This is a genomic window from Herbaspirillum huttiense (assembly GCF_047300815.1).
Taxonomy (GTDB): domain Bacteria; phylum Pseudomonadota; class Gammaproteobacteria; order Burkholderiales; family Burkholderiaceae_D; genus Herbaspirillum; species Herbaspirillum huttiense_A.
Genome location: NZ_CP178608.1, coordinates 2,647,312 through 2,666,012 on the forward strand (window position 1 = coordinate 2,647,312; position 18,701 = coordinate 2,666,012).

Sequence of the window (18,701 nt, forward strand, 5' to 3'; positions counted from 1 at the left end):
AAGGCCACAACACCAGGCGGCAGCATCCCCCAGCCCTCGGCTCCCCGCTGGCTGCACCCGGAACAGGCTCATCTTCGCCCCTTCCTACGCAGAGTGCCGGTGGCTTCTTGCTGCCTTTGCCTTCAGTGTTTCTTATGCTGACAAGAATACTTCTTCCTGGCCCGGCGCGGGGAAGGATGCAGCAATGCCTGACATGCGTCAGGGATGCGGGTCGTGCCGGCTCGCCCAAACCGGGCCTTCAACCTTCAACAGAGGAGCAGACCATGAGCATCCCCATCGATATTCCCGGCGGCGAAAAGCTGGGCGAACTGAGCGGTCCGCCGGGTGGACCAGAGGGCGGTCCCGTCATGCAGCCGGGCGTGCAGCAATCCGAGGAAGGCGGCTTCCGTGGCATCGTGCTCATCGGCGCTTCGCCGCAGGCGCCCCAGGAGCCGGTCTCCACGCATGTCTGCAGCATGCTGCGCGCCACCAGCGAACTGGCCTATGCAGATGCTCTGGCTTATATCGCCGGGCGCGGCAGCTGAAAACGAGGATAAAACGCGGATAAAAAAAAGGCCGCCTGGGGTAGGCGGCCTGAGGGGGAGGGATATAAGACGCCGAGATCGGGGGAATCGTCGGAGAATTTCTGCTTATGAAAACGACTCGTGGGGATAAACCGATGGGGGATGGACCGTATTCATGACACGACGGAGGGGGACGTTCGTGTCGGAATGTGGGGTCCTCGGTTTCGAGTTCGTTGAGATGCATAGTAGCGATGCAGCGCAAAAAAGAAGATCGGACAGTGTCCAATAAACGCGTAGGAAAACACCTACATCGCCTCTTGCCGCATGCCCCGCAAATCCGCGCGGGCCTTAGCTTCGGCCGATATTGACTTCATGCATGTCACTGTTGCGTACCTCGGGCAATTCATAGTCGCCAGAAGGCGACACCCCTTCAGTGCGGCGCACCGGTGCCGCCGGCAGGGAAATCTCGGCGAGCGCACCGCTCACACCGCTGTTCTGCGTCTTGGCGGCGACGTCGCCCAGGCTCACCATGCCGACCAGGTTTTTTTCGCGGTCCATCACGGGCAGGCGGCGGATCTGGCGCTGCACCATATCGTCGAGCACATCATCGACCGGCTCATCTTCATAACACCACAGCACATCGTGGCTCATCACTTCGCTCAAGGGAAGGCTGTCGGAAAGACGATTGCGGGCCACGGCGCGCAAGACGATGTCACGGTCGGTGACCAGGCCGACCAGGTTGTGCTGGGCGTCGCAGACGGGCAGGGCACCGACGTCCAGGGATTCCATGGCCTGGGCGGCACGGACGACGGAATCGTCAGGGCTTAGGGTATGGGCGCCGCGTGTCATGACGTCGGCAATGGTTCGGGTAGCGTGCATAGGGACCTCCAAGTGGGTGAACGGATTATTTCAACTCCAGTTCCAGACTAGGCATGCAGGCTGCATTCCGCAATGCCACATGCGCGCTTTGTCGGGTCGGCCGATTCGCGCAGGGCCGTGCGAAGACTCCCACTACGCTGGGAACGGGGCCGGGAAAACTTCCTACAACGCGTCGCGGCAGCGGCCGACTGTGGACGCCGCCACCTTGGTCCACCATCGGCTCTCCATCAGCTTCCATGCCCCGCGGCTCCTGTTGACCATCATGTCCGATCAGATCACCGACCTCATTGGCTGGGGCGCAACCCTCATCCTCCTGCTGACCATTTCTTCGCAAGTCTATGAACAATGGCGCAGCCGCTCCACGCAAGGCGTCTCGCACTGGCTCTTTGCCGGCCAGCTTGCCGCGTCGGCGGGCTTCGTGACCTACAGCGTGCTGCAGGGGGACTGGGTATTCGTGGTGTCCAACGTGTTCCTGCTCTTTACTGCCCTCGTCGGCCAGGTGCTTTACCTGCGCAACCGGCGGCGCCAGCAGTAGATCCGGCCAAGCGTGACGGCCCGCTTGCGCTCATCGATTCTTACATCGGTCATTGGCGCTGTCTGATGTTGGCCGAACGTCTTCCTGACTACAGTGAAAGCATTCCGGCCTGGTACACCAGCCGCTGATCATCATCCACAAGCCAAAGGAGTTATCCATGCAAATCAAACCGACTACCCAATCTCGCCTGCAATCCTGTACCGGCCGCATGATCGGCGCCGGCGTCCTGATGCTGGCGGGTGCCGCTTTGTCCTTCAATGTCGCCGCCGAATCGGTGAGCAGCAAGGACAAGAGCTTCATGACCAATGCCGCCGAATCCGGCCATGCTGAAATCGAAGCCAGCCAGATCGCGCTGGAAAAAAGCAGCAACCAGGCCGTCAAGGACTACGCCCAGAAGATGATCGACCAGCACACCAAGGTCGACGAACAACTCAAGCAACTGGCCTCGAGCAAGGATGTCACCCTGCCGACCGAACCCAGCATGGCCCAGCGCGCCAAGATCGCCATCCTGGAAAAGCTCAAGGGCAATACCTTCGACAAGCGCTATGCCAGCATGATTGGCGTGTCCGCCCATGAAGATGCGGTCAAGCTGTTCCAGAAGTCTTCCAAGGAAGCGCAGGATCCGGACGTGAAGACTTTTGCCAGCAAGACCCTGCCAGGCCTGCAGGAACACCTGCAAATGGGCCGTGACCTGAAGAAAACTGTGGATGCCGCCAAGAAATAATCGTCATCCCTTCAGCCGATCAACACCGCAAGTGAAATAAAACTTCCCTTGCGGCGTTGATCGACTAAGCTGAAGTCAGCTTCACTCCCGCCCCCCGTCATGCCGTCCGCCACGCCCGTGTGCTCTGGAGACTTGCCATGAAACACTTCGCCCGCTCCGTTGAACTGCAGCAAGCCGGTCACTTCATGCCTCGCGTCACCAAACTGGACAAGCACAAATACGTCGCCTACATCGATACCCGTATCGATGAACTCTGGCATATGGACCTGAACGACCTGGGTGCCCAGCCGGTGCGCATCTGCAAGAAACGCAAAGCGGCCGAGAAGGCTGCCCTGGCGCTGCTGGCCGAAGCCATGCACAAGCATCAAGGGGAGCCGCGGGGGTAGGCCTGCTACTCGCCTGGCCTATTCGGTGGTGCCAATGCCGTCCGGCGAGATCCGGGCGGCATTCTTGTTTTCGAGGCTTCCCGTTTGATCAGTTCCTTCATGTCACAGGGGTGAGCCGCATGGCCAACGGCTCGCGCGGCCAAAAAAATCGAGGGACTCGCCCTCGATTTTCATTTTCCTTCATATCGGCTTGAATCCTTGCTTAGCCGTCGCTTTGCGCCGATTCACCATGGGCGACCGCAAAAGCTTCGCTTTCATGGTTGGGCGGTGCGGCCGGGGCACTGCCTTTTTCAGACAGTTGCGGCTTGGAGGCGCCTTCGGCAGAGGCAGAAGCGTCATCTGAGGCGCCGGCCGGACCCTGGCGCTGTTCACGGCGCTGCTGTTCATCCAGGAGCTTCATGAATTCATTGTTGAAGGCCGGAATATCGGTGGGTTTGCGCGAGGAGACGAAGTTTTCATCACGCACCACCTCCTGGTCCACCCACTGGCTGCCCGCATTCTTGAAATCATCCTGCAGGCTGGGCCAGCTGGTGACGGTACGGCCCTTGGCGATGCCGGCCGAAATCAGCAGCCAGCCACTGTGGCAGATGGAGGCAATGGGCTTCTCGGCATCATTGGCAGCACGCACGAAATTGCGGGCTTCCGGCAGCAGGCGCATGGCGTCGCCATTGACCACGCCACCCGGCAGCAGCACGGCCGAATAATCGGCCGGGTTGGCGCTATCCAGGCTGCCATCGACACTGACGACTTCACCCTTGTCGACGTGTTTGAAGCCCTGTACGCTGTCGCTCTTGTCGGAGAGGATGTGGACGGTGGCGCCGGCGGCTTCCAGCGCCTTTTTCGGTTCCAGCAGTTCGGCCTGCTCGAAGCCGTCGGTCACCAGCACGGCGACCTTCAATTGGTTGTAGCGATTGCTCATCATGGTTCTCCCTTCATCAAAATAAAAAAGCGGCCGGCATGCACCGGCCGCCCAGAAATCGGGCGCAGCTGGATCAGTTGGCCTTGGGGGTGTTTTCCTTGACGCGGTGGCTGTTCTGGTGGTCGTCCTTGGCCTTGTCCATCTCGGGCGCCTTTTCGATGCGCGTGATGTTGGAGGTCGACACCGGGTCGCTGCCGGGGAAGCTCATCTCATTGGCTTCATCCAGGGCTACTTCGGACGGCGTGTCGTACTGGTTGGGACGATGGTCCTTTCCCGATTTGCTGGATTTGCTTTCACTCATGCTCTTCTCCTTCTGGTCTGATGGAATGGGCTGGCAGTAGTGCAGCCTGTGAAATGAAGCTTACTTCTCCCGCTTCCGCAGCCCTATAAGCGGGAGACGCAACCGCACGTAAGAATGCGCGAGGACGCTTTCTCCCCTGACTGACTTCACGGCCAGGGGGCTGGCGTCACGTCCTCGAACTGCGCCTGCCGGACGCCGTCTGCCGGTATCCCGTCGGGTTTGCGGCCCGGGTGCAACATGGTGCCGGTAAGCAGTTCCAGTTCACGTTCGGCGGCAATGAAGGCGCTGTCCTCCAGGGGTTGCTCGGCCACCGGCCAATGCTCGATAGCCCAGCGTTTGTATTGCTCGAAACGGGCACGCAGTTGCCGGGCGTAGTCTTCCCGTTGCTGTTCGATGGTGTCCATGGTTCATCCTCCTTGCATGGCAATCAGGCTTTCCTTGACCTTGGCCAGGCCGAATTTCCAGATCTGCTCCATCTTGATGTGCGGCATGACGGGGAGCTCTGACGGATCGATGAAGACATCCAGTACCGCAGGGCCGGGCGCGGCCAGGAGTTGCTGCAGGCTTTCCTGCAAGTCCTCCGGCGAGCGCGCAGTAAAGCCCTGGCCGCCGCAGGCGCGGGCGAAGGCGGCGAAGTCGGCATTGGGGAATTCCGAGCCTTCGAAGGCGGGCATGCCGGCTTCTTCCATCTCCAGATGCACCAGGCCCCATTCGCGGTTGTTGAAGACGATCACCTTGACCGGCAGCTTGTGCTCCACACTGGTCATGAATTCGCCCAGCAACATGGTGAAGCCGCCGTCACCCACGCCCACGATCACCTGGCGTTCGCGATCAAGCGCCTGGATGCCATTGGCCTGGCCCAGCGAGGTGCCCACCGCTGCGTTGTTGAACGAGGCCAGCAGGCGCTGCTGGCCGCGCTGGCGGATCCAGTTGCCACACCAGAGCGTGACCACGCCGGTATCGATGACGAAACGGGCATCGTCGTCAGCCAGGTCACTCAGGGCGCGGGCCACGCTTTGCGGCTTGATCTTCTTGTGATGGCGCTTGATCTCGGCGGCGTTGTCCAGCTTGCTGTTCCAGCGTTCGCGATCTGCATTGGCTTTCTGCAGGAAGCTGCCGTCGGTCTTGCCTTCGACTTTTTCCAGCAGGGCTTGTACGGCGGGTCCCACCGAGCCGGTAATGCCCAGCGTGACCGGGGCGCGACGGCCGAGCACGAAACCGCGTTCGTCAATCTGGATGATCTTGGCTTTGGTGGGCAGGAATTCCGAATACGGGTAATCCGAGCCCAGCATCAGCATCACCTCCGCGCCATGCAGGGCATCGGTGCCTGGCGCGCCGCCGATGAGGCCGACGCCGCCGATCCAGTGCGGATGATCGTAGGCCACCAGATCCTTGCCGCGGAAAGTGTGCATGACCGGGGCCTGCAGCTTGCTGGCCAGGGCCAGCACCTGGTCGATGGAACCCCGGCAGCCATTGCCGGCGAAGATGGCGACCGAACTGGCCGCGTTGATCAGTTCAGCGGCAGCGGCGATATCAGCGGCGGGCGGCGCCAGTTCAGTTCGCTCACGCAGCGTATGAATGCTGGGCACGGTGCCGCTGACCTTGGCGCCGATGATGTCTGCAGGAATGTTCAGGTGCGCTACGCCGCGCTGGGCATAGGCCTGGGCGATGGCCTGGTGGAACACGGCCGGTGCCTGTTCCGCACTGGTGACCACCTGGCTGTAGGCCGCCACGTCGCGGAAGAGCATGTCGGGTGAATTTTCCTGCAAATAGTCGGTGCCGCGCTTGGCGGCCGGTACGCCGCCCGAGATGGCCAGCACGGGCGCGTGGTCCTTGCGGGCTTCGTAGAGTCCGGCCACCAGGTGGTTGGCGCCGGGGCCGGTGGTGCCGCAGCATACGGCCAGGCGGCCGGTCAGCTTGGCCTGGCCGGCGGCGGCCAGGGCGGCACCTTCTTCGTGGCGCACGCCTATCCATTCGATGCGCTTGTCGCGGCGGATGGCGTCGGTCAGCGGGTTCAAGGCATCACCGACCACGCCAAAGATCTGGCGTACGCCGATCTCGTAGAGGGTGTCGATGAGGATGTCTGCAACGGTAGCGGGCATGGCGGCTCCTGGGACGGGGAGGGAATCACTCAAGAGTAAGTCCGGCAGTGGCGGGCCTGTATCGGCCTGTGCGGTAAATCCATGTAGGAGAAGACCGGGCGGGAGGCAGCAACGCCCGCAACGGCGGGCAGGCGCGGCGCATTCCTACGCGGGCTTCATCGCCAGTCCGACTGCGCTGCCGGCGCGGGAATTTGATAATCGGCCCATCAGCGAACCTGCGGAGAAAGCGATGCGACGCGCACTGTGGAAGGGAGCGATCAGCTTCGGGCTGATCAATATTCCGGTCGAACTCTATACCGCCGAAAAACATGATGAGCTGGATTTCACGCTGCTCGACAAGCGCGACCTGTCCCCGGTGGGCTACAAGCGCTACAACAAGAAATCCGGGCGCGAAGTGCCTTGGGAAAACATCATCAAGGGCTACCAGTACGAGGAGGGCAAGTTCGTCCTCATGTCCGACGAGGACCTGCGCCAGGCCAATGTGGAGGCCACCCAGAGCATCGATATCCAGAGTTTCGTGGAGCGCGAGCAGGTCCCCATCCTCTACTACGAGCAGCCCTATTTCCTGGCCCCCGCCAAGGGCGGCGACAAGGCCTACGCCTTGCTGCGCGAGACCCTGCTGGCCAGCGACAAGATGGCCATTGCCCAGATCGTCATCCGCACCCGCCAGCACCTGGCGGCGTTGATCCCCCAGGGCGACATGCTGCAACTGATCACCTTGCGCTATCCCAGCGAGCTGCGCGCGCCGGATGACTTGCCGGTACCGTCGCGCAAGTCGAAGAAGTCGGCCGTGACCAAGCAGGAAGTCGAGATGGCGCGGGCGTTGGTGGACCACATGTCTTCGGACTGGGAGCCCGAACAGTTCCACGATACCTATCGCGACGATGTGCTGACCCTGATCCAGAAGAAGATCAAGAGCCGTCAGACCCATGAAGTCGCCGAGCCCGACGAGGCGGCTGTCCCGGCCAGCAGCGGCGCCAAGGTGGTGGACCTGATGGCCTTGCTCAAGAGCAGCCTGGAAGGCCGTGGCAAATCACCATCGCCCGCCAAGGAAAAGGCGGAAGAGGGCGGCGCCAAGGTCCACAAGATGGCCGATCGCAAGCCGTCCGCCAAGCGCGCCAGTAGCAGCAAGGGTGCAGCTCGCACGGCCACCAAAAGCAAGGCCACAACCCGCAGCAAGGCTGCGACCAGCAAGAGTTCTGCGCGCAGCAGCGCCAGGAGGGCCCAGGCATGAGCCGCGCGCCTTCAGCGCTGGAGCGCTATCACGCCAAGCGCGATTTCAGCATTACGCCAGAACCTTCAGGGCGTGAAAATAATCGCGGACATAGAGGTCAGGAAAAGGCGGCCGAGCCGCTGCAATTCTTCATACAACGCCACCACGCGCGCCGCCTGCACTACGATTTCCGGCTGGAGCTGGACGGGGTGCTCAAGAGCTGGGCCGTACCGAAAGGCCCCAGCCTCGATCCCCACGACAAGCGCCTGGCCGTGCGGGTAGAAGATCATCCCTTTGATTACGGCACCTTTGAGGGCGATATCCCTGCGCATCAATACGGTGCCGGCCACGTGGTGTTGTGGGATCGCGGCCAATGGCTGCCCCAAGGCGACCCGCAGGCCGGGCTCAAGAAAGGGCATCTCAGCTTTGCGCTTTCTGGCGAAAAGCTGCAAGGCCGCTGGGCCCTGGTACGCATGGGCAAGCCGGCCGAGGAGGGCAAGGAGAACTGGCTGCTCATCAAGGAAGACGATGAGGCTGCCCAGACCGGCCAAGCCGCCGCCATTACCGAGTTGCGTCCCGAAAGCGTCAAGGACTTGGGCGATGCTGCGCCAGCAGGCAAAGTCAAAAGCGACTCCTCCCCTGATGATGATGCAGCCAGCGCGAAAATCGACATGCCCGACAAGGTCGAGGTACAGCTGGCCACCCTGGCTGACAGCGCACCGCAAGGCGAAGAATGGCTCAGCGAACTGAAGTTCGACGGCTATCGTGGCCTGTGCCGCATCGACGCTGGCCGAGCGGCCATCTATACCCGCGAGGGCCTGGACTGGAGCCATCGGTGGCCTGTCCTGGCCGAGGCGCTGGCCAGGCTGCCGGTCGACCAGGCCTGGATCGATGGCGAAGTGGTGGCCCTGGATGCCGAGGGCCGCATCAGCTTCGAAGCCCTGCAAAACCTGGCCCGTGGCGACCGCCAGCAGGCCAATGGTATCCGCCTGGCCTTCTATGCCTTCGATCTGCTGTACCTCAATGGCCATGATGTGCGCCAACTGCCGCTGCGTCAGCGTAAGGAACTGTTGCGGGAAGTGATCCCGGGCAGTGATGAGCAGGGCTTGCTGCTCTACAGCGAACATATCGCCGGGCACGCAGATGAAGTATTTCGCCATGCCTGCCAGCACGGCATGGAGGGCATCGTGGTCAAGCGTGCCGACGCGCCCTATAGCGGACGGCGTGACCGCAACTGGCTCAAGGTCAAATGCGAGCATCGGCAGGAGTTCGTCATTGCGGGTTATACGGAACCAGCCGGCCAGCGCAGCGGCTTTGGCGCCATCCTGGTGGGCGTTCATGACACACAGGGGCGGCTGCAATATGCCGGGCGTGTGGGAACGGGTTTTGATGAGCGTCTGCTGGCCAGCATGCTCAAACAATTCCGACAGCGGGAGCAGGATGAACCCGCTTTCTTCAACCCACCCACCGGCCAGCAGCGGCGCGGGGTGCACTGGCTCAAGCCCGAGCTGGTGGCCGAGGTGAAATTTGCGCAATGGACCCAGTCCGGCATCCTGCGCCATGGCAGCTTCGTCGCCCTGCGTGAAGACAAAAAGCCCGAAAAGATTGTGCGCGAAACCCCGGCCGCAGCGGCCGACGACCCTCCGCAAGAAAGCGCCGATGCAGCCACTTCGCGCCGCCGCAAACGCAGCGAACCCGTGCAGGACCTCTCCAAGCCAGTGATGGTCGCTGGCGTCAAGCTGACCCATCCCGGCAAGATTCTCTTCCCCGACACCGGGCTGACCAAGCTGGAGCTGGCACGCTACTACCAGAGCATCGCCCCCTGGATCCTCCCCGAGCTCAAGCAGCGGCCATTGTCGCTGGTGCGCTGCCCCGATGGCCATGCCGGCAAATGCTTTTTCCAGAAACATACCGGCCAAGGCATGCCTGAGGCCATCGAGACCATCGAAGTCCCGGAAGGCGAGGGCAAGGCGCAATACATGATGGTCAACTATATCGCCGGCCTGGTGGCGACCGTGCAGATGGGCGTGCTGGAGCTGCACGCCTGGGGTGCCACCGGGCGGGCGCTGGACAAACCGGACCGGGTGGTCTTCGACCTCGATCCGGCACCGGATGTGCCTTGGGCCACGGTGGTGGAGGGGGCGCAGCTGGTGCGGGGTCTGCTTGATGAGCTTGGCCTGGACTGCTTCCTGAAGACTTCCGGCGGCAAGGGCCTGCATGTGATGGTGCCGATTCGTCCGGAACATGACTGGGAGCTGGTCAAGGACTGGGCGCACCGGCTGGCGGCGCACCTGGCGCGGCTGTTGCCGGACCGCTTCATCGCCCGGATGAGCAAGGCGGCGCGCGCTGGCAAGATTTTCATCGACTATCTGCGCAATGCGCCCGGCGCGACGACGGTGGTGGCGTATTCGGTGCGGGCCAGGGATGGGGCGCCGGTCTCTGTCCCGATCACATGGGAAGAGCTGGAGCAGGGCATGACAGCCGACCATTTCCGCGTGGCGACCATGCCCGGCAGGCTGGAAAGCCTCGCACAAAGCGACCCCTGGGCCGATTTCGGCAAGGCGCCGCAGCGGTTGACACGAGCCATGCTGGAGGCTTTCGATCCGGCCTGAGGCGCTGCACAAGCTCAGCAAGGCGGCAATGTCCTACACGATCTTCATCTTCCTGCCGACTGTGGCGCAAGAGGGGCAACTTCATAATCCACTTTAACTTGACGGCCCCGTCTTTTCGGACCGTCTGCAACCTGACAGAGCACGCCTCGCCGTGACATGAACAACAAGAAGGATTTGGCCAGCGCCATGAATACCATCAGCCACCGCACTTCGCTGACCCAGCTGTTTACCCGCCCCCTGCAAGCCGTGATGCCCGCCCTGATGCCCCAGGCGCCGGCGGCGCTGCACGCCGCCCAGCCGCGCAAGCTACCGGCCGCGCTGGTGGACCGCCTGCTGGAGCAGGAAGGGCAGCGCGGCATGCGCCATGCGCAGTTGCGCCGCGCCACCTTCAATGCGCCCCAGCCGGCGGCGCATCGTGCGGCGACCTTCAGCTATCCGCTGCACATCGATCGGGCAAGCATTGAAGCCTTGCCGGCTGCCTGCGGCGTCTACATTTTGCGCGGTGTGAACGATCAGGCCCTGTACGTGGGCCGCAGCGTGAACCTGCGCAGCCGCGTGCTGGCTCATTTGCACAATCATGAAGAACAATTCCTGATCGGCCAGACCCGCCGCATCGAATGCCGCCGTACCGCCGGCGAGCTGGGTGCGGCCTTGCTGGAGAACAGCCTGCTGCGCGATTTGCGTCCTTCGCACAACAAGAAGCAGCGCACCAAGCGCGGCCTGTTCACCTTGCGCCTGAACGCGGCGGGCCAGCCACAAGTGGCCCAGGTCGAGGAGCGCGAATTCAGCCGTGCCGAGAACCTCTTCGGCATCTACACCAGCGAGCGCGCCGCGCAGGAAGCGCTGCAGAAGATGGTGGAGCGTCACGGCCTGTGCTCCATCGCCACCGGCATGGAGCAGGCTGATGGCTTTGGCATGGCCTGCTTTGGCCGCCAGATCCGCCGCTGCCGTGGCGCCTGCACCGGCGAGGAATCGCAGGAGCAGCACCAGCAGCGCCTGATGCAGGCGCTGGAAGACCTGCGCATCCTGCCGTGGCCGTATGCCGGTCCGATGGCGCTGGTGGAGCAGGGCGACGGCTGGCAACAGGTGCATGTGATCGACCATTGGCGCTATCTCGGTTCGCTGGACCGAGACAACCGCCAGCTGACCAGCCGTCCGGCGGCCAGCCTCAAGGGTTTTGACCTGGAAAGCTACAAGCTGGTCATCCAGCCCTACCTGCTGGGCCAGCTGGAATTGCGCCCCTTGCCCGGCCTGCCGCTGGCGCAGGGCTGAACGCGCTGCTCTTGGGGCCGGCTTTGCCGGCCTTTGCTCTTCATGCGGGGACGCAAGTCCGATTCCCTCTCTCCGTATCCTGCTTTTTCTCCCTTTCTTCCTTTCTCCCTGATGCAACGACGATTCCCTTTTCCTGTCGCCGCCATCCTGCTGGCCACGCCCTTCAGCCTGACCTTGGCCCACGCGGCCGAGGCCGGCGGCTTCTGCACCAGTGACCAGACCCTGGACAAGGACCAACTGGCCGCGACCCTGATCCGTACCTATCCCGTGAGCACCGCTTATCTCTCGGTGGGCAAGGAGCCCGCGCCGCTGAACTCGCCGCGCGCCCTGGTGGCCTGGCTGCTGCAGAAGCGTGCTACTGAAAAGGCTGCCGGACAGGCCTGCCAGGGAGATAGCTGCAACGTCGACCACATGGCCGCTGATATGCAATCGCTGCTGGACGGCAAGGATGGCCGCTTCCAGCCCAGCGGCCGCAGCGACGCGGTGGCCTTTTTCCGTGACAACAACCGTGTGGCCCTGCGCTGTACCGCCTCGGGTGCGGCTCCGACGCTGGCCCATGCCGATGCGGCCTTGCGCATGGGGGTGGCACCGGCCGCGCCCGCTACGCCAGTGGCTGGCCCGGCCACGCCCCCGGCTGCAGGCGCAGCGGCGCAGTCACAGCAGGCCAGCTGGATGGATCCGCTGCGCATTCGCGGCAATCCTGACCAGCTTTCCATCGATCATCGCGACAAGGCGGCATTCGCCTCGGTCGATCGGGCGCGTGTAGCGCTGGCCAATGACGATGTGGCGCAGTCGCGGACCAATGATGTGGTGGTTTTTGCCGGCTATTCGCTGGACAAGCGGCCCATGGGAGAGCCGGGCAGCACCTATGAGGCGGTGCCTTATGTCGGCTTCAAGCAAAACCGGGTGACCAACTACGATAGCGGCAATCCGGAGATCACCACCACGCGCACCAGCCAGGTGGGCATGCTGTCGGCCTTTCACTTCGCGCATGCGGACACGGCCAATACCGAAGACCTGACGGCGCGTCCCGATTACCTGATCAACAATACCGATGGCAGCCGGTTGTTGACGGTCAACTTCACGCTCACGCCGGTGCGGCCGGGTCTGCTCAACGATTTCCTGCGCTGGAACAACGGGCTGGCGTTCAAGCCGATTCTGATCGGCCAGAGCCGCAATGGTATCTACATCAACCGGGGCGATCCGGATGTGGTGGACCAGCATCGCGACTTCATCCGTTTGGGGGCACAGGCGGGGTTCACGCTGTCTTCCACCAATCCGGCCTTGCCGTTTGATTTCACCACGACCTATACCGGCTTGAAGGCTTTGCAGGGCAATCGCAGCATTCATTACTGGAAGTCGGTGCTGACTTACAACTTCAACCAGAATGTGGGCTTGAGTCTGGATTATTCGAATGGCTTGCTGCCCGATAGCGGGGATGCTGAGCGCAAGTGGGGGTTGGGGGTGTCGAGCAAGTTTTGATTGGCGGAAGCAGCAGTGACGGGGGCGCGGCGGCGCGCAGTCGCGATGCTCAACCATCTGCTCGGAACGAAAGCCCACGGGCTTCCCGATCAGGGTGCAGCCCAGAAATCGAGGGTCTTCTTTCCAATCCACTGGCCCCATAGCTCGTCGCCCTTGATCGTGGCCCGAATCATCGGCTGAGGTGTATCGCTGCTTTCGGACTCTGTGAACTCAACGACGTTGCCATTTACCTTGCCGCTCAGCGGGATCGGCTTGCGGTACTTATCGTAGAAGTAGCTGCCGGACAGCGAACCGTCGCTATAGAGTTCGGACAATGCTAGTGTGATGGCCGCCTGCCCCACTCGGCCTTTCAGAATCTGCCGATACGGTTCGGCACGCGGAGCAGCTTGCGGGCCGCTCATGAACAAGTACTTTCCGTAAGCAGTGAAGTACTGCGTCAGATCGACGATTTTGTAAGTGACTTTCTGTTCGCCCACGTCGTCCAGCACCCGCTCAGCGTGATTACTGCAGCGGTCATACAGAAAGGTGATGGATTCACGTTCGATTTGCAGCGAGATATCATCCAATTTGTAATACTTGCCATAGTCGGGTGAGCGCATTGACTCCTGGCAGGATTCGTACATGCCGATGGTCGACGCGATGCGCTCTTCTTCCTCGTCTGGTTTGCTGTCGGGCATGGACTGCGGCCACGGTATTGTGATGCCCTGCTTCTTGCGGTTGGCTAAAGCCTCCTTGTTCAGGTCTGCAATGGCTTTCCTGTACTCGGCTTGCCGCTTAGCGAGATTCTGCTTCAGCAGTGCCGCACCTCCTGCTGGCGTGAAGATGTCCGAACCTGCAATCTTTCGTCCGGTAGCCGCATCGAAGTTGTAATGCGCCCAGTAATGCTCGCAATAGGCACCGCAGCCCTCGCTATCAACCTCGAGTGCCAGTATCCGATCATCGTTGCGCAACACCCAAAAACCGAAATCCGAGCTGCCTTGGAATCCGATCTTCTCCTTGGGCATTTTGATGCCGTCGGAATATCTGGCGGGAGCCGGCTGCCCGATCAAATCGAGGAAGATGCGATGGTTAATGCGGGCGTCACGCTTGGCGTCGCCGGATTCGACATAAGGCAGCGAGCCGTTGTACGTAATTGGCTTTACTTCGATCCGTGCTGATGTGGCGGAAAGGGCAAGCGTTGCCGATGCCGTGGCAACACACGCGATGGCTAAGCGAGTGAACATTGAGATCATTTGAGGTGATTGGGAATTTATGCGCTGACAGAGCTGAAGTCGTACTAGTTCGACTGCTTTCCGGGAAATGCGGAACAAGTTTCCAAATCAAGATTCATGTCGTAACTCACGTCGACCACCTTTCCTGTCGTCAGATCCACGATATCGTGATCCACTATCGCTGTTCTGTGATTCCTGCTGAAGGCCGCTTCGTAGGGGCCCCTCGTTCTCGTGAAATGATTGATCGGCTTTCTCTTTTTTAGATCAACGACGTAAATCTTATTAACGGGCGGGGCACCTATCCGTGCTTTACTTAGATCTTGTCCCCACGCAATGGCACGGGTTCTTGAGCAGTTGACGGCCCAGTCGCTCTCTCGGATACCGAGCGGAATTGAAACTGTACGTTTTCCTGCTTCGAATGCGAATCCATTTGCTCCGCCGCGGAACGAATTGCGAAGTTCAATGTTTGAGGCGCTGATCGGATCTGGAAATAAGAAAAACATTGAGAGAAATAGTGAGAGGTAATCGCATGCTTCGCCAATTTTGTAGCGAAGCCATTTTCCTTGAGCAAAGCTGAGAGTGCGACCTTGCACACATGCTTGGTTGACAAAAACCATTACGTCATTTTGTCTGTCAGTGATGTCTGCCGGGCCTTGGATGGCTGAGTGAAAAGCTAATCGCAAGCATCATCGGTTTCGGCGATCCACCATTTTCCTTTGAGCCGAATCAAATTCCGACTGGAATGGCAAACTTCATTTGGCATGAAGTCGAGCTGGATTCTGTCAGCAGTGACCTCCAAATCTACATCCCATGCTTCGCCTGCGCTCAGTAGTTCTTCTGCAAGCTCGGGGTCGGCTTTGATCACTTTGGTGCGCTCAATATAATTTTCGTCTAGTCCTGTTCTTTTAATGAATTTGCGCATATGCCTCAGCAAATAGGTTTTGCTGGCTTCTGTTTTCTTTACACATAAAAGGGCATCAACTAAGCCCCGGGCGTCCTCCGGTAGTCTTTTCAACATGGACTGCTTTTGTTCGGGGAGACACGCGTTATGTTTTATCTCTCCATAAACGTCAAGAGGTGGAAAATCTGTATTGTGCGGGTTGGCCGAAGCCGCAGTGCAAAGGATCAACAAGGTATGAAACAGCACAAGAGGAAATTTGCTGATCATAAAATTTTTTCTTCCAAGATGGTGATGTGGAAATGATGCGCGTGTGTTTTCTTGTTCTGTGTGATTTGCATATGAGGTAGTGGTACGTCTTTATCTTTGCTGTTGGCATCGATATGCCATGGCTCAAATATGTGCGATACCGCTGGTTGCCTCATCAGTGGCTGTCTAAACGTCCTGGCCCGTTTGCCTGGGTGACAGCAAGGGTGATCAGGATCGCTTGCGCGGTATTGCGGAGTGTCATTTTTTCTCCAAATTGATGTCAATGGCGAAGCCATGGCTGCGCTTGCATTGGCCTGATGAGCAGCAAGGGCGATGAGAATTGCGTACGTGGTGTTGCGGAGCTGACCTGCTTCGGAATTACTAATCAATTACTTTTATTCCGAATGCTTTCCGGGGAATGATGGACAAGATTCAGTGGCTATCTTTACGTTATCGGTCATGCTCAGCACTTTTCCCGAATTTTGGTCTACCACGTAGTCATCTACTATCACCGTTCTATGATCCGCGCTGAATGCGGCACTAAATGGACCACGTGTGATTGTGTAGTGATTAATGATTTTCCTGCTATCAAGGTTAATGATGTAAACCTTGCTTACTGACGGTACGCCTGATTGACTTAAGCCAAGATCAACTCCCCAGACGACGGCCCGAGTTCTTGTGCAGTTGATGGACCAACCATTGACGTGGATGTCGAGATCAAATCTAACCGTCCGCTTTCCCTGTTTGAAGGAAAACAAATTCTTCCCGCTGCTGAACGAACTGCGCGATTCGAAATTCGCGGGGTTATCCCCCTGCGTGGTCCAGTGAAGGTTTTCGCCAGCGTAGAGCACGGTGGATGCCGCGCTGGCCCAGTTGATGTTGGTCGGGGATTCCATCAGCACAGCGGCTTTTGCGAACTTCTCGACCGGCTGCGCACTGTCGCTCTCGCGGGAATCCGCCTGGCTCTTGAACGCGTCCTGGCCATTCACACTGCTCGGATGCTTGCCTTGGTCAGCCGGATCGATGATGGAGATGAAATCAGTCTTGGCCTGGAAAGCCTCCGCACTATGCAGCGCCTGTTGCTGCGTGGCGGCGTCGCCCATGGCCTGGGCCAGTTGCTGCGCCCCCTTCAGTTGGGCGACGGCTTCATGAGCATCCATCTGCGTGCTGGTCACGCTGGCCCCGGCAGCGGGGCGCGCCGTCGAGGAAATCAGCAAGCCTTCCGCACCGCGCATCACGCCCCAGGCATCACTACGCAATTCAAAACCCTGGCCGCGATAGCTGCCGCGCTGGGCGCCAGTGTCGGCCTGTTCGATCAGATGGCCGAGATTGAGCTGGGACCTGGCCTGGCTGGACGCCAGCCGCATGCGCAACTGCGATTGCGTGTCGTCCACCACCCATTGGTTGAAGCCGCTGCCATCGTGCGCTGTGCTATGCCAACCCGAGATCGTGCCGGCGTGATTGGCCCCGGAATTCACGCCAGCGGAGAAGGGCGGCACATCGCTGCCGTTATAGAGCTGCGCGACCACCACGGGCCGGTCAATGTCCCCCTCCATGAAATCGATCAGCACTTCACTGCCAACCCGTGGCGTGAACTGGCTTCCCCAGTTGGGGCCGGACTGCGCTTCGGCCACCCGCACCCACGTACCGGAGGCATCGTTGCCGGGGGCGTTGCCTTTCTTGTCATCGAGGTTGCCGGTCTCGCGCAAGCCGCCCGGATTGGGCAACTTCCCGCGCTGCCAATGGAACTGGACCTTGACGCGGTGATTGCGGTCCGTGGTGACGGCGGCATCCGGCAGGCCGGTCACCAGCGCAGTCTGGGGGCCGCATGCAGTCGGTTTCAGGCGTTGCGTGATAACGATGGGGACCAGCGGGATCACGTCACGCAAGGCCACGAAGCGGTTGCGGTAGATGCCAGTACTGAGGTCGTCGTCCGATGCGCTGGCCGAGGAGGGCGTCTCGCCGAACAGATTTCCCATCGAGGCGGGGAGTACCTGATCGATGACCGGGGCAATGTTGCTGTCGAAATTATTGCGAGCGCTGTGGCTGACCGAGAGCAGCTTGAAGCGGTTTTCACCTTCGGGATAGCGCTCATGCTGGCTCAGTGTGAACTGCATGCCAGCACCGAGCTGGCGCGCTGCGCTTGCGCCTTCAAAGCGCTTGTTCTGCATTTCAAATGCCTGCAGCATCAAACGTGCATGGGTCGCGGCCGCTTGCTGGTCTGCAAAGTCCTGCTGGCCCGTGCCCTCGTAGACCGGCAGGGCAGGGACGTCACCGGTATCCAGGCTGGAGCTCTCTCCGGCCGAAGGTGAAGAAATGTTCTCAGGATGCCAACTGGCCAGCGCCACTGCGTTGGAACGTACGCTGCGCACGGCGCTGAAGTCGGTGATGGCATCGCTGGCCTCAGTGGCGGCGATGCGGTGAAAGCGGATGCGCGTATCGCCACCCGGCAGATCCGGTGCCTTGGCCTCGCGGTCAAAGATGACCAGCTTGTGCCGCGCCTGTTGCTGGCCGGAGGCCTGGCCTTGCTCACCCTCCTGCAGATGCTCGAAGCGAAAGTTCAGCCCCTCGCTGGCCAGGATGCGGCGCAGGAAGGCTAAATCACTCTCGCGATATTGCGTGCAGATCTCACGCCTGGACAGCGTCTGGGTGACATCCAGTGCGAAATGAGCTTGCGGGTATTCCTTCAGGACGGCGCTGGCGATGTCGGTGACGCTCATGTCCTGAAACAGGAAACTGTCGCGACGGCGGTCGAGGAAGGCAAGAAAGGATTCCAGCCGCAGCCGGTAGCGCGCCAGCCCACCATCGGTTCCCAGCCACAAAGCCTGCGTGCAGTAGCCATGCCAGGCACGTCGGCTGCCGTCAGCCTGAAGCAGACGCAGGGTCAGCTCGGTGCCGATGAATTGCTTGAGATCGAGATCGGTGGAAACCGAAAGGGCATCGATGTCGAACTGGAAATTGTCATTGACGCTCTCCTGGCCGTGGAAGCGCTCCACGACCAAGGATTCGGGCAATCCAGCTTCCTGTGCGCTGGCCAGCGTGATCAGGCGCGCATGTTGCGACAGGCCGGGCCCGAACAGCGTAGAGGGGAAACCAGAAAGGAGTGTGGAAAGTAAGCGTGGAGCAACAGGCGCGCTGTGCTGCCTGCCGGGCGGTGCTGCATCTTGCGTCACGGGATAGCCTCATCTTGATGGTCCGCCATTCGCGCTGCATTGCGAATGAACGTGTGTTGATCTTCAACACCACGCTGGCATCAAGTTGTCCCCGTGCTACCCCCGTCATCGACTGCTGCATGGCAGCGGCGCTCAGCAATCAGGCCGCTCATTTTTGTGCCATGCATTTTGCCCATCCGGGCCGTTACCCTCCATCGAAAAAGTTCGTTAATTCATGACTGAAATTTGGGCAAGAAAAATAA

At 60.5% G+C, this 18,701-nt stretch carries 18 protein-coding genes; 8 read left to right on the top strand and 10 right to left on the bottom strand.

All coding sequences use genetic code 11. From position 1 onward, the window contains the following. Nucleotides 1–263: 263 nt before the first annotated feature. A complete protein-coding gene (locus tag ACLRDN_RS12315; RefSeq protein ID WP_413460253.1) occupies nucleotides 264–524 on the top strand; it encodes a hypothetical protein in 261 nt (86 codons plus the stop codon). A 327-nt stretch (nucleotides 525–851) separates the two neighbouring features. Here the strand turns inward: ACLRDN_RS12315 and ACLRDN_RS12320 are convergent, their stop codons facing one another. Further along, a complete protein-coding gene (locus tag ACLRDN_RS12320) occupies nucleotides 852–1,382 on the bottom strand; it encodes a CBS domain-containing protein (protein WP_413460254.1) in 531 nt (176 codons plus the stop codon). Between the two features lie 262 nt (nucleotides 1,383–1,644). Here ACLRDN_RS12320 and ACLRDN_RS12325 point away from each other — a divergent pair, with 262 nt between their 5' ends. From ACLRDN_RS12325 to ACLRDN_RS12335, 3 genes are all read left to right on the top strand, one after another. Further along, nucleotides 1,645–1,917, top strand: coding sequence for a SemiSWEET family transporter (locus ACLRDN_RS12325; RefSeq protein ID WP_413460255.1), 273 nt, complete (start codon nucleotides 1,645–1,647; stop codon nucleotides 1,915–1,917). Nucleotides 1,918–2,074: 157 nt separating this feature from the next. Continuing rightward, the gene (locus ACLRDN_RS12330; RefSeq protein WP_413460256.1) at nucleotides 2,075–2,641 is read left to right on the top strand and encodes a DUF4142 domain-containing protein; all 567 of its coding nucleotides are present in this window, start codon (nucleotides 2,075–2,077) and stop codon (nucleotides 2,639–2,641) included. A 137-nt stretch (nucleotides 2,642–2,778) separates the two neighbouring features. Further along, nucleotides 2,779–3,027 (top strand): hypothetical protein, encoded by a 249-nt coding sequence (locus tag ACLRDN_RS12335; protein WP_413460257.1) that lies wholly within the window; start codon nucleotides 2,779–2,781, stop codon nucleotides 3,025–3,027. Between the two features lie 202 nt (nucleotides 3,028–3,229). On the opposite strand, the gene ACLRDN_RS12340 is transcribed toward ACLRDN_RS12335, so the two are convergent. From ACLRDN_RS12340 to ACLRDN_RS12355, 4 genes are all read right to left on the bottom strand, one after another. Next, entirely contained in the window at nucleotides 3,230–3,949 is a 720-nt protein-coding gene (locus tag ACLRDN_RS12340) for a type 1 glutamine amidotransferase domain-containing protein (protein ID WP_413460258.1), read from the bottom strand. 70 nt (nucleotides 3,950–4,019) lie between these two features. Then, a complete protein-coding gene (locus tag ACLRDN_RS12345; protein ID WP_413460259.1) occupies nucleotides 4,020–4,247 on the bottom strand; it encodes a hypothetical protein in 228 nt (75 codons plus the stop codon). 146 nt (nucleotides 4,248–4,393) lie between these two features. Beyond that, entirely contained in the window at nucleotides 4,394–4,651 is a 258-nt protein-coding gene (locus tag ACLRDN_RS12350; RefSeq protein WP_413460260.1) for a hypothetical protein, read from the bottom strand. A gap of 3 nt (nucleotides 4,652–4,654) precedes the next feature. Next, complete coding sequence (locus ACLRDN_RS12355; protein WP_413460261.1) at nucleotides 4,655–6,349, bottom strand: thiamine pyrophosphate-binding protein; 1,695 nt, start codon at nucleotides 6,347–6,349, stop codon at nucleotides 4,655–4,657. 229 nt (nucleotides 6,350–6,578) lie between these two features. Here ACLRDN_RS12355 and ACLRDN_RS12360 point away from each other — a divergent pair, with 229 nt between their 5' ends. The 4 genes from ACLRDN_RS12360 (at nucleotide 6,579) to ACLRDN_RS12375 (ending at nucleotide 12,928) form a co-directional block, all read left to right on the top strand. Beyond that, nucleotides 6,579–7,583, top strand: coding sequence for a Ku protein (locus tag ACLRDN_RS12360; RefSeq protein ID WP_413460262.1), 1,005 nt, complete (start codon nucleotides 6,579–6,581; stop codon nucleotides 7,581–7,583). Further along, entirely contained in the window at nucleotides 7,580–10,174 is a 2,595-nt protein-coding gene (ligD, locus tag ACLRDN_RS12365; RefSeq protein WP_413460263.1) for a DNA ligase D, read from the top strand. Before ACLRDN_RS12360 ends, ligD begins: the two co-directional genes overlap by 4 nt. A 186-nt stretch (nucleotides 10,175–10,360) precedes the next feature. Continuing rightward, a complete protein-coding gene (locus ACLRDN_RS12370; protein WP_413460264.1) occupies nucleotides 10,361–11,446 on the top strand; it encodes a nucleotide excision repair endonuclease in 1,086 nt (361 codons plus the stop codon). 111 nt (nucleotides 11,447–11,557) lie between these two features. Beyond that, nucleotides 11,558–12,928 carry a hypothetical protein gene (locus tag ACLRDN_RS12375; RefSeq protein ID WP_413460265.1) on the top strand — a complete coding sequence of 457 codons (1,371 nt, stop codon included), beginning with the start codon at nucleotides 11,558–11,560 and terminating at the stop codon, nucleotides 12,926–12,928. Between the two features lie 89 nt (nucleotides 12,929–13,017). Here ACLRDN_RS12375 and ACLRDN_RS12380 read toward each other — a convergent pair whose 3' ends face one another. The 5 genes from ACLRDN_RS12380 to ACLRDN_RS12400 are packed head-to-tail and all read right to left on the bottom strand — an operon-like array spanning nucleotide 13,018 to nucleotide 18,459. Beyond that, nucleotides 13,018–14,151, bottom strand: coding sequence for a hypothetical protein (locus ACLRDN_RS12380; protein ID WP_413460266.1), 1,134 nt, complete (start codon nucleotides 14,149–14,151; stop codon nucleotides 13,018–13,020). Nucleotides 14,152–14,204: 53 nt separating this feature from the next. Beyond that, nucleotides 14,205–14,756, bottom strand: coding sequence for a hypothetical protein (locus ACLRDN_RS12385; protein WP_413460267.1), 552 nt, complete (start codon nucleotides 14,754–14,756; stop codon nucleotides 14,205–14,207). Between the two features lie 56 nt (nucleotides 14,757–14,812). Next, nucleotides 14,813–15,307: a hypothetical protein gene (locus ACLRDN_RS12390; RefSeq protein WP_413460268.1), complete on the bottom strand. Its 495-nt coding sequence runs from the start codon at nucleotides 15,305–15,307 to the stop codon at nucleotides 14,813–14,815. Beyond that, entirely contained in the window at nucleotides 15,304–15,675 is a 372-nt protein-coding gene (locus tag ACLRDN_RS12395) for a hypothetical protein (protein ID WP_413460269.1), read from the bottom strand. Before ACLRDN_RS12395 ends, ACLRDN_RS12390 begins: the two co-directional genes overlap by 4 nt. A 6-nt stretch (nucleotides 15,676–15,681) precedes the next feature. Beyond that, nucleotides 15,682–18,459 carry a type VI secretion system Vgr family protein gene (locus ACLRDN_RS12400; RefSeq protein WP_413460270.1) on the bottom strand — a complete coding sequence of 926 codons (2,778 nt, stop codon included), beginning with the start codon at nucleotides 18,457–18,459 and terminating at the stop codon, nucleotides 15,682–15,684. Between the last annotated feature and the right edge of the window lie 242 nt (nucleotides 18,460–18,701).

Coding starts and splice junctions, on each gene's coding strand:
- ACLRDN_RS12320 (WP_413460254.1), bottom strand. CDS start 1,382: ATGCACGCTACCCGAACCATTGCCGACGTCATGACACGCGGCGCCCAT.
- ACLRDN_RS12355 (WP_413460261.1), bottom strand. CDS start 6,349: ATGCCCGCTACCGTTGCAGACATCCTCATCGACACCCTCTACGAGATC.
- ACLRDN_RS12340 (WP_413460258.1), bottom strand. CDS start 3,949: ATGATGAGCAATCGCTACAACCAATTGAAGGTCGCCGTGCTGGTGACC.
- ACLRDN_RS12350 (WP_413460260.1), bottom strand. CDS start 4,651: ATGGACACCATCGAACAGCAACGGGAAGACTACGCCCGGCAACTGCGT.
- ACLRDN_RS12335 (WP_413460257.1), top strand. CDS start 2,779: ATGAAACACTTCGCCCGCTCCGTTGAACTGCAGCAAGCCGGTCACTTC.
- ACLRDN_RS12380 (WP_413460266.1), bottom strand. CDS start 14,151: ATGTTCACTCGCTTAGCCATCGCGTGTGTTGCCACGGCATCGGCAACG.
- ligD (WP_413460263.1), top strand. CDS start 7,580: ATGAGCCGCGCGCCTTCAGCGCTGGAGCGCTATCACGCCAAGCGCGAT.
- ACLRDN_RS12390 (WP_413460268.1), bottom strand. CDS start 15,307: ATGATCAGCAAATTTCCTCTTGTGCTGTTTCATACCTTGTTGATCCTT.
- ACLRDN_RS12325 (WP_413460255.1), top strand. CDS start 1,645: ATGTCCGATCAGATCACCGACCTCATTGGCTGGGGCGCAACCCTCATC.
- ACLRDN_RS12315 (WP_413460253.1), top strand. CDS start 264: ATGAGCATCCCCATCGATATTCCCGGCGGCGAAAAGCTGGGCGAACTG.
- ACLRDN_RS12375 (WP_413460265.1), top strand. CDS start 11,558: ATGCAACGACGATTCCCTTTTCCTGTCGCCGCCATCCTGCTGGCCACG.
- ACLRDN_RS12345 (WP_413460259.1), bottom strand. CDS start 4,247: ATGAGTGAAAGCAAATCCAGCAAATCGGGAAAGGACCATCGTCCCAAC.
- ACLRDN_RS12330 (WP_413460256.1), top strand. CDS start 2,075: ATGCAAATCAAACCGACTACCCAATCTCGCCTGCAATCCTGTACCGGC.
- ACLRDN_RS12385 (WP_413460267.1), bottom strand. CDS start 14,756: ATGGTTTTTGTCAACCAAGCATGTGTGCAAGGTCGCACTCTCAGCTTT.
- ACLRDN_RS12370 (WP_413460264.1), top strand. CDS start 10,361: ATGAATACCATCAGCCACCGCACTTCGCTGACCCAGCTGTTTACCCGC.
- ACLRDN_RS12360 (WP_413460262.1), top strand. CDS start 6,579: ATGCGACGCGCACTGTGGAAGGGAGCGATCAGCTTCGGGCTGATCAAT.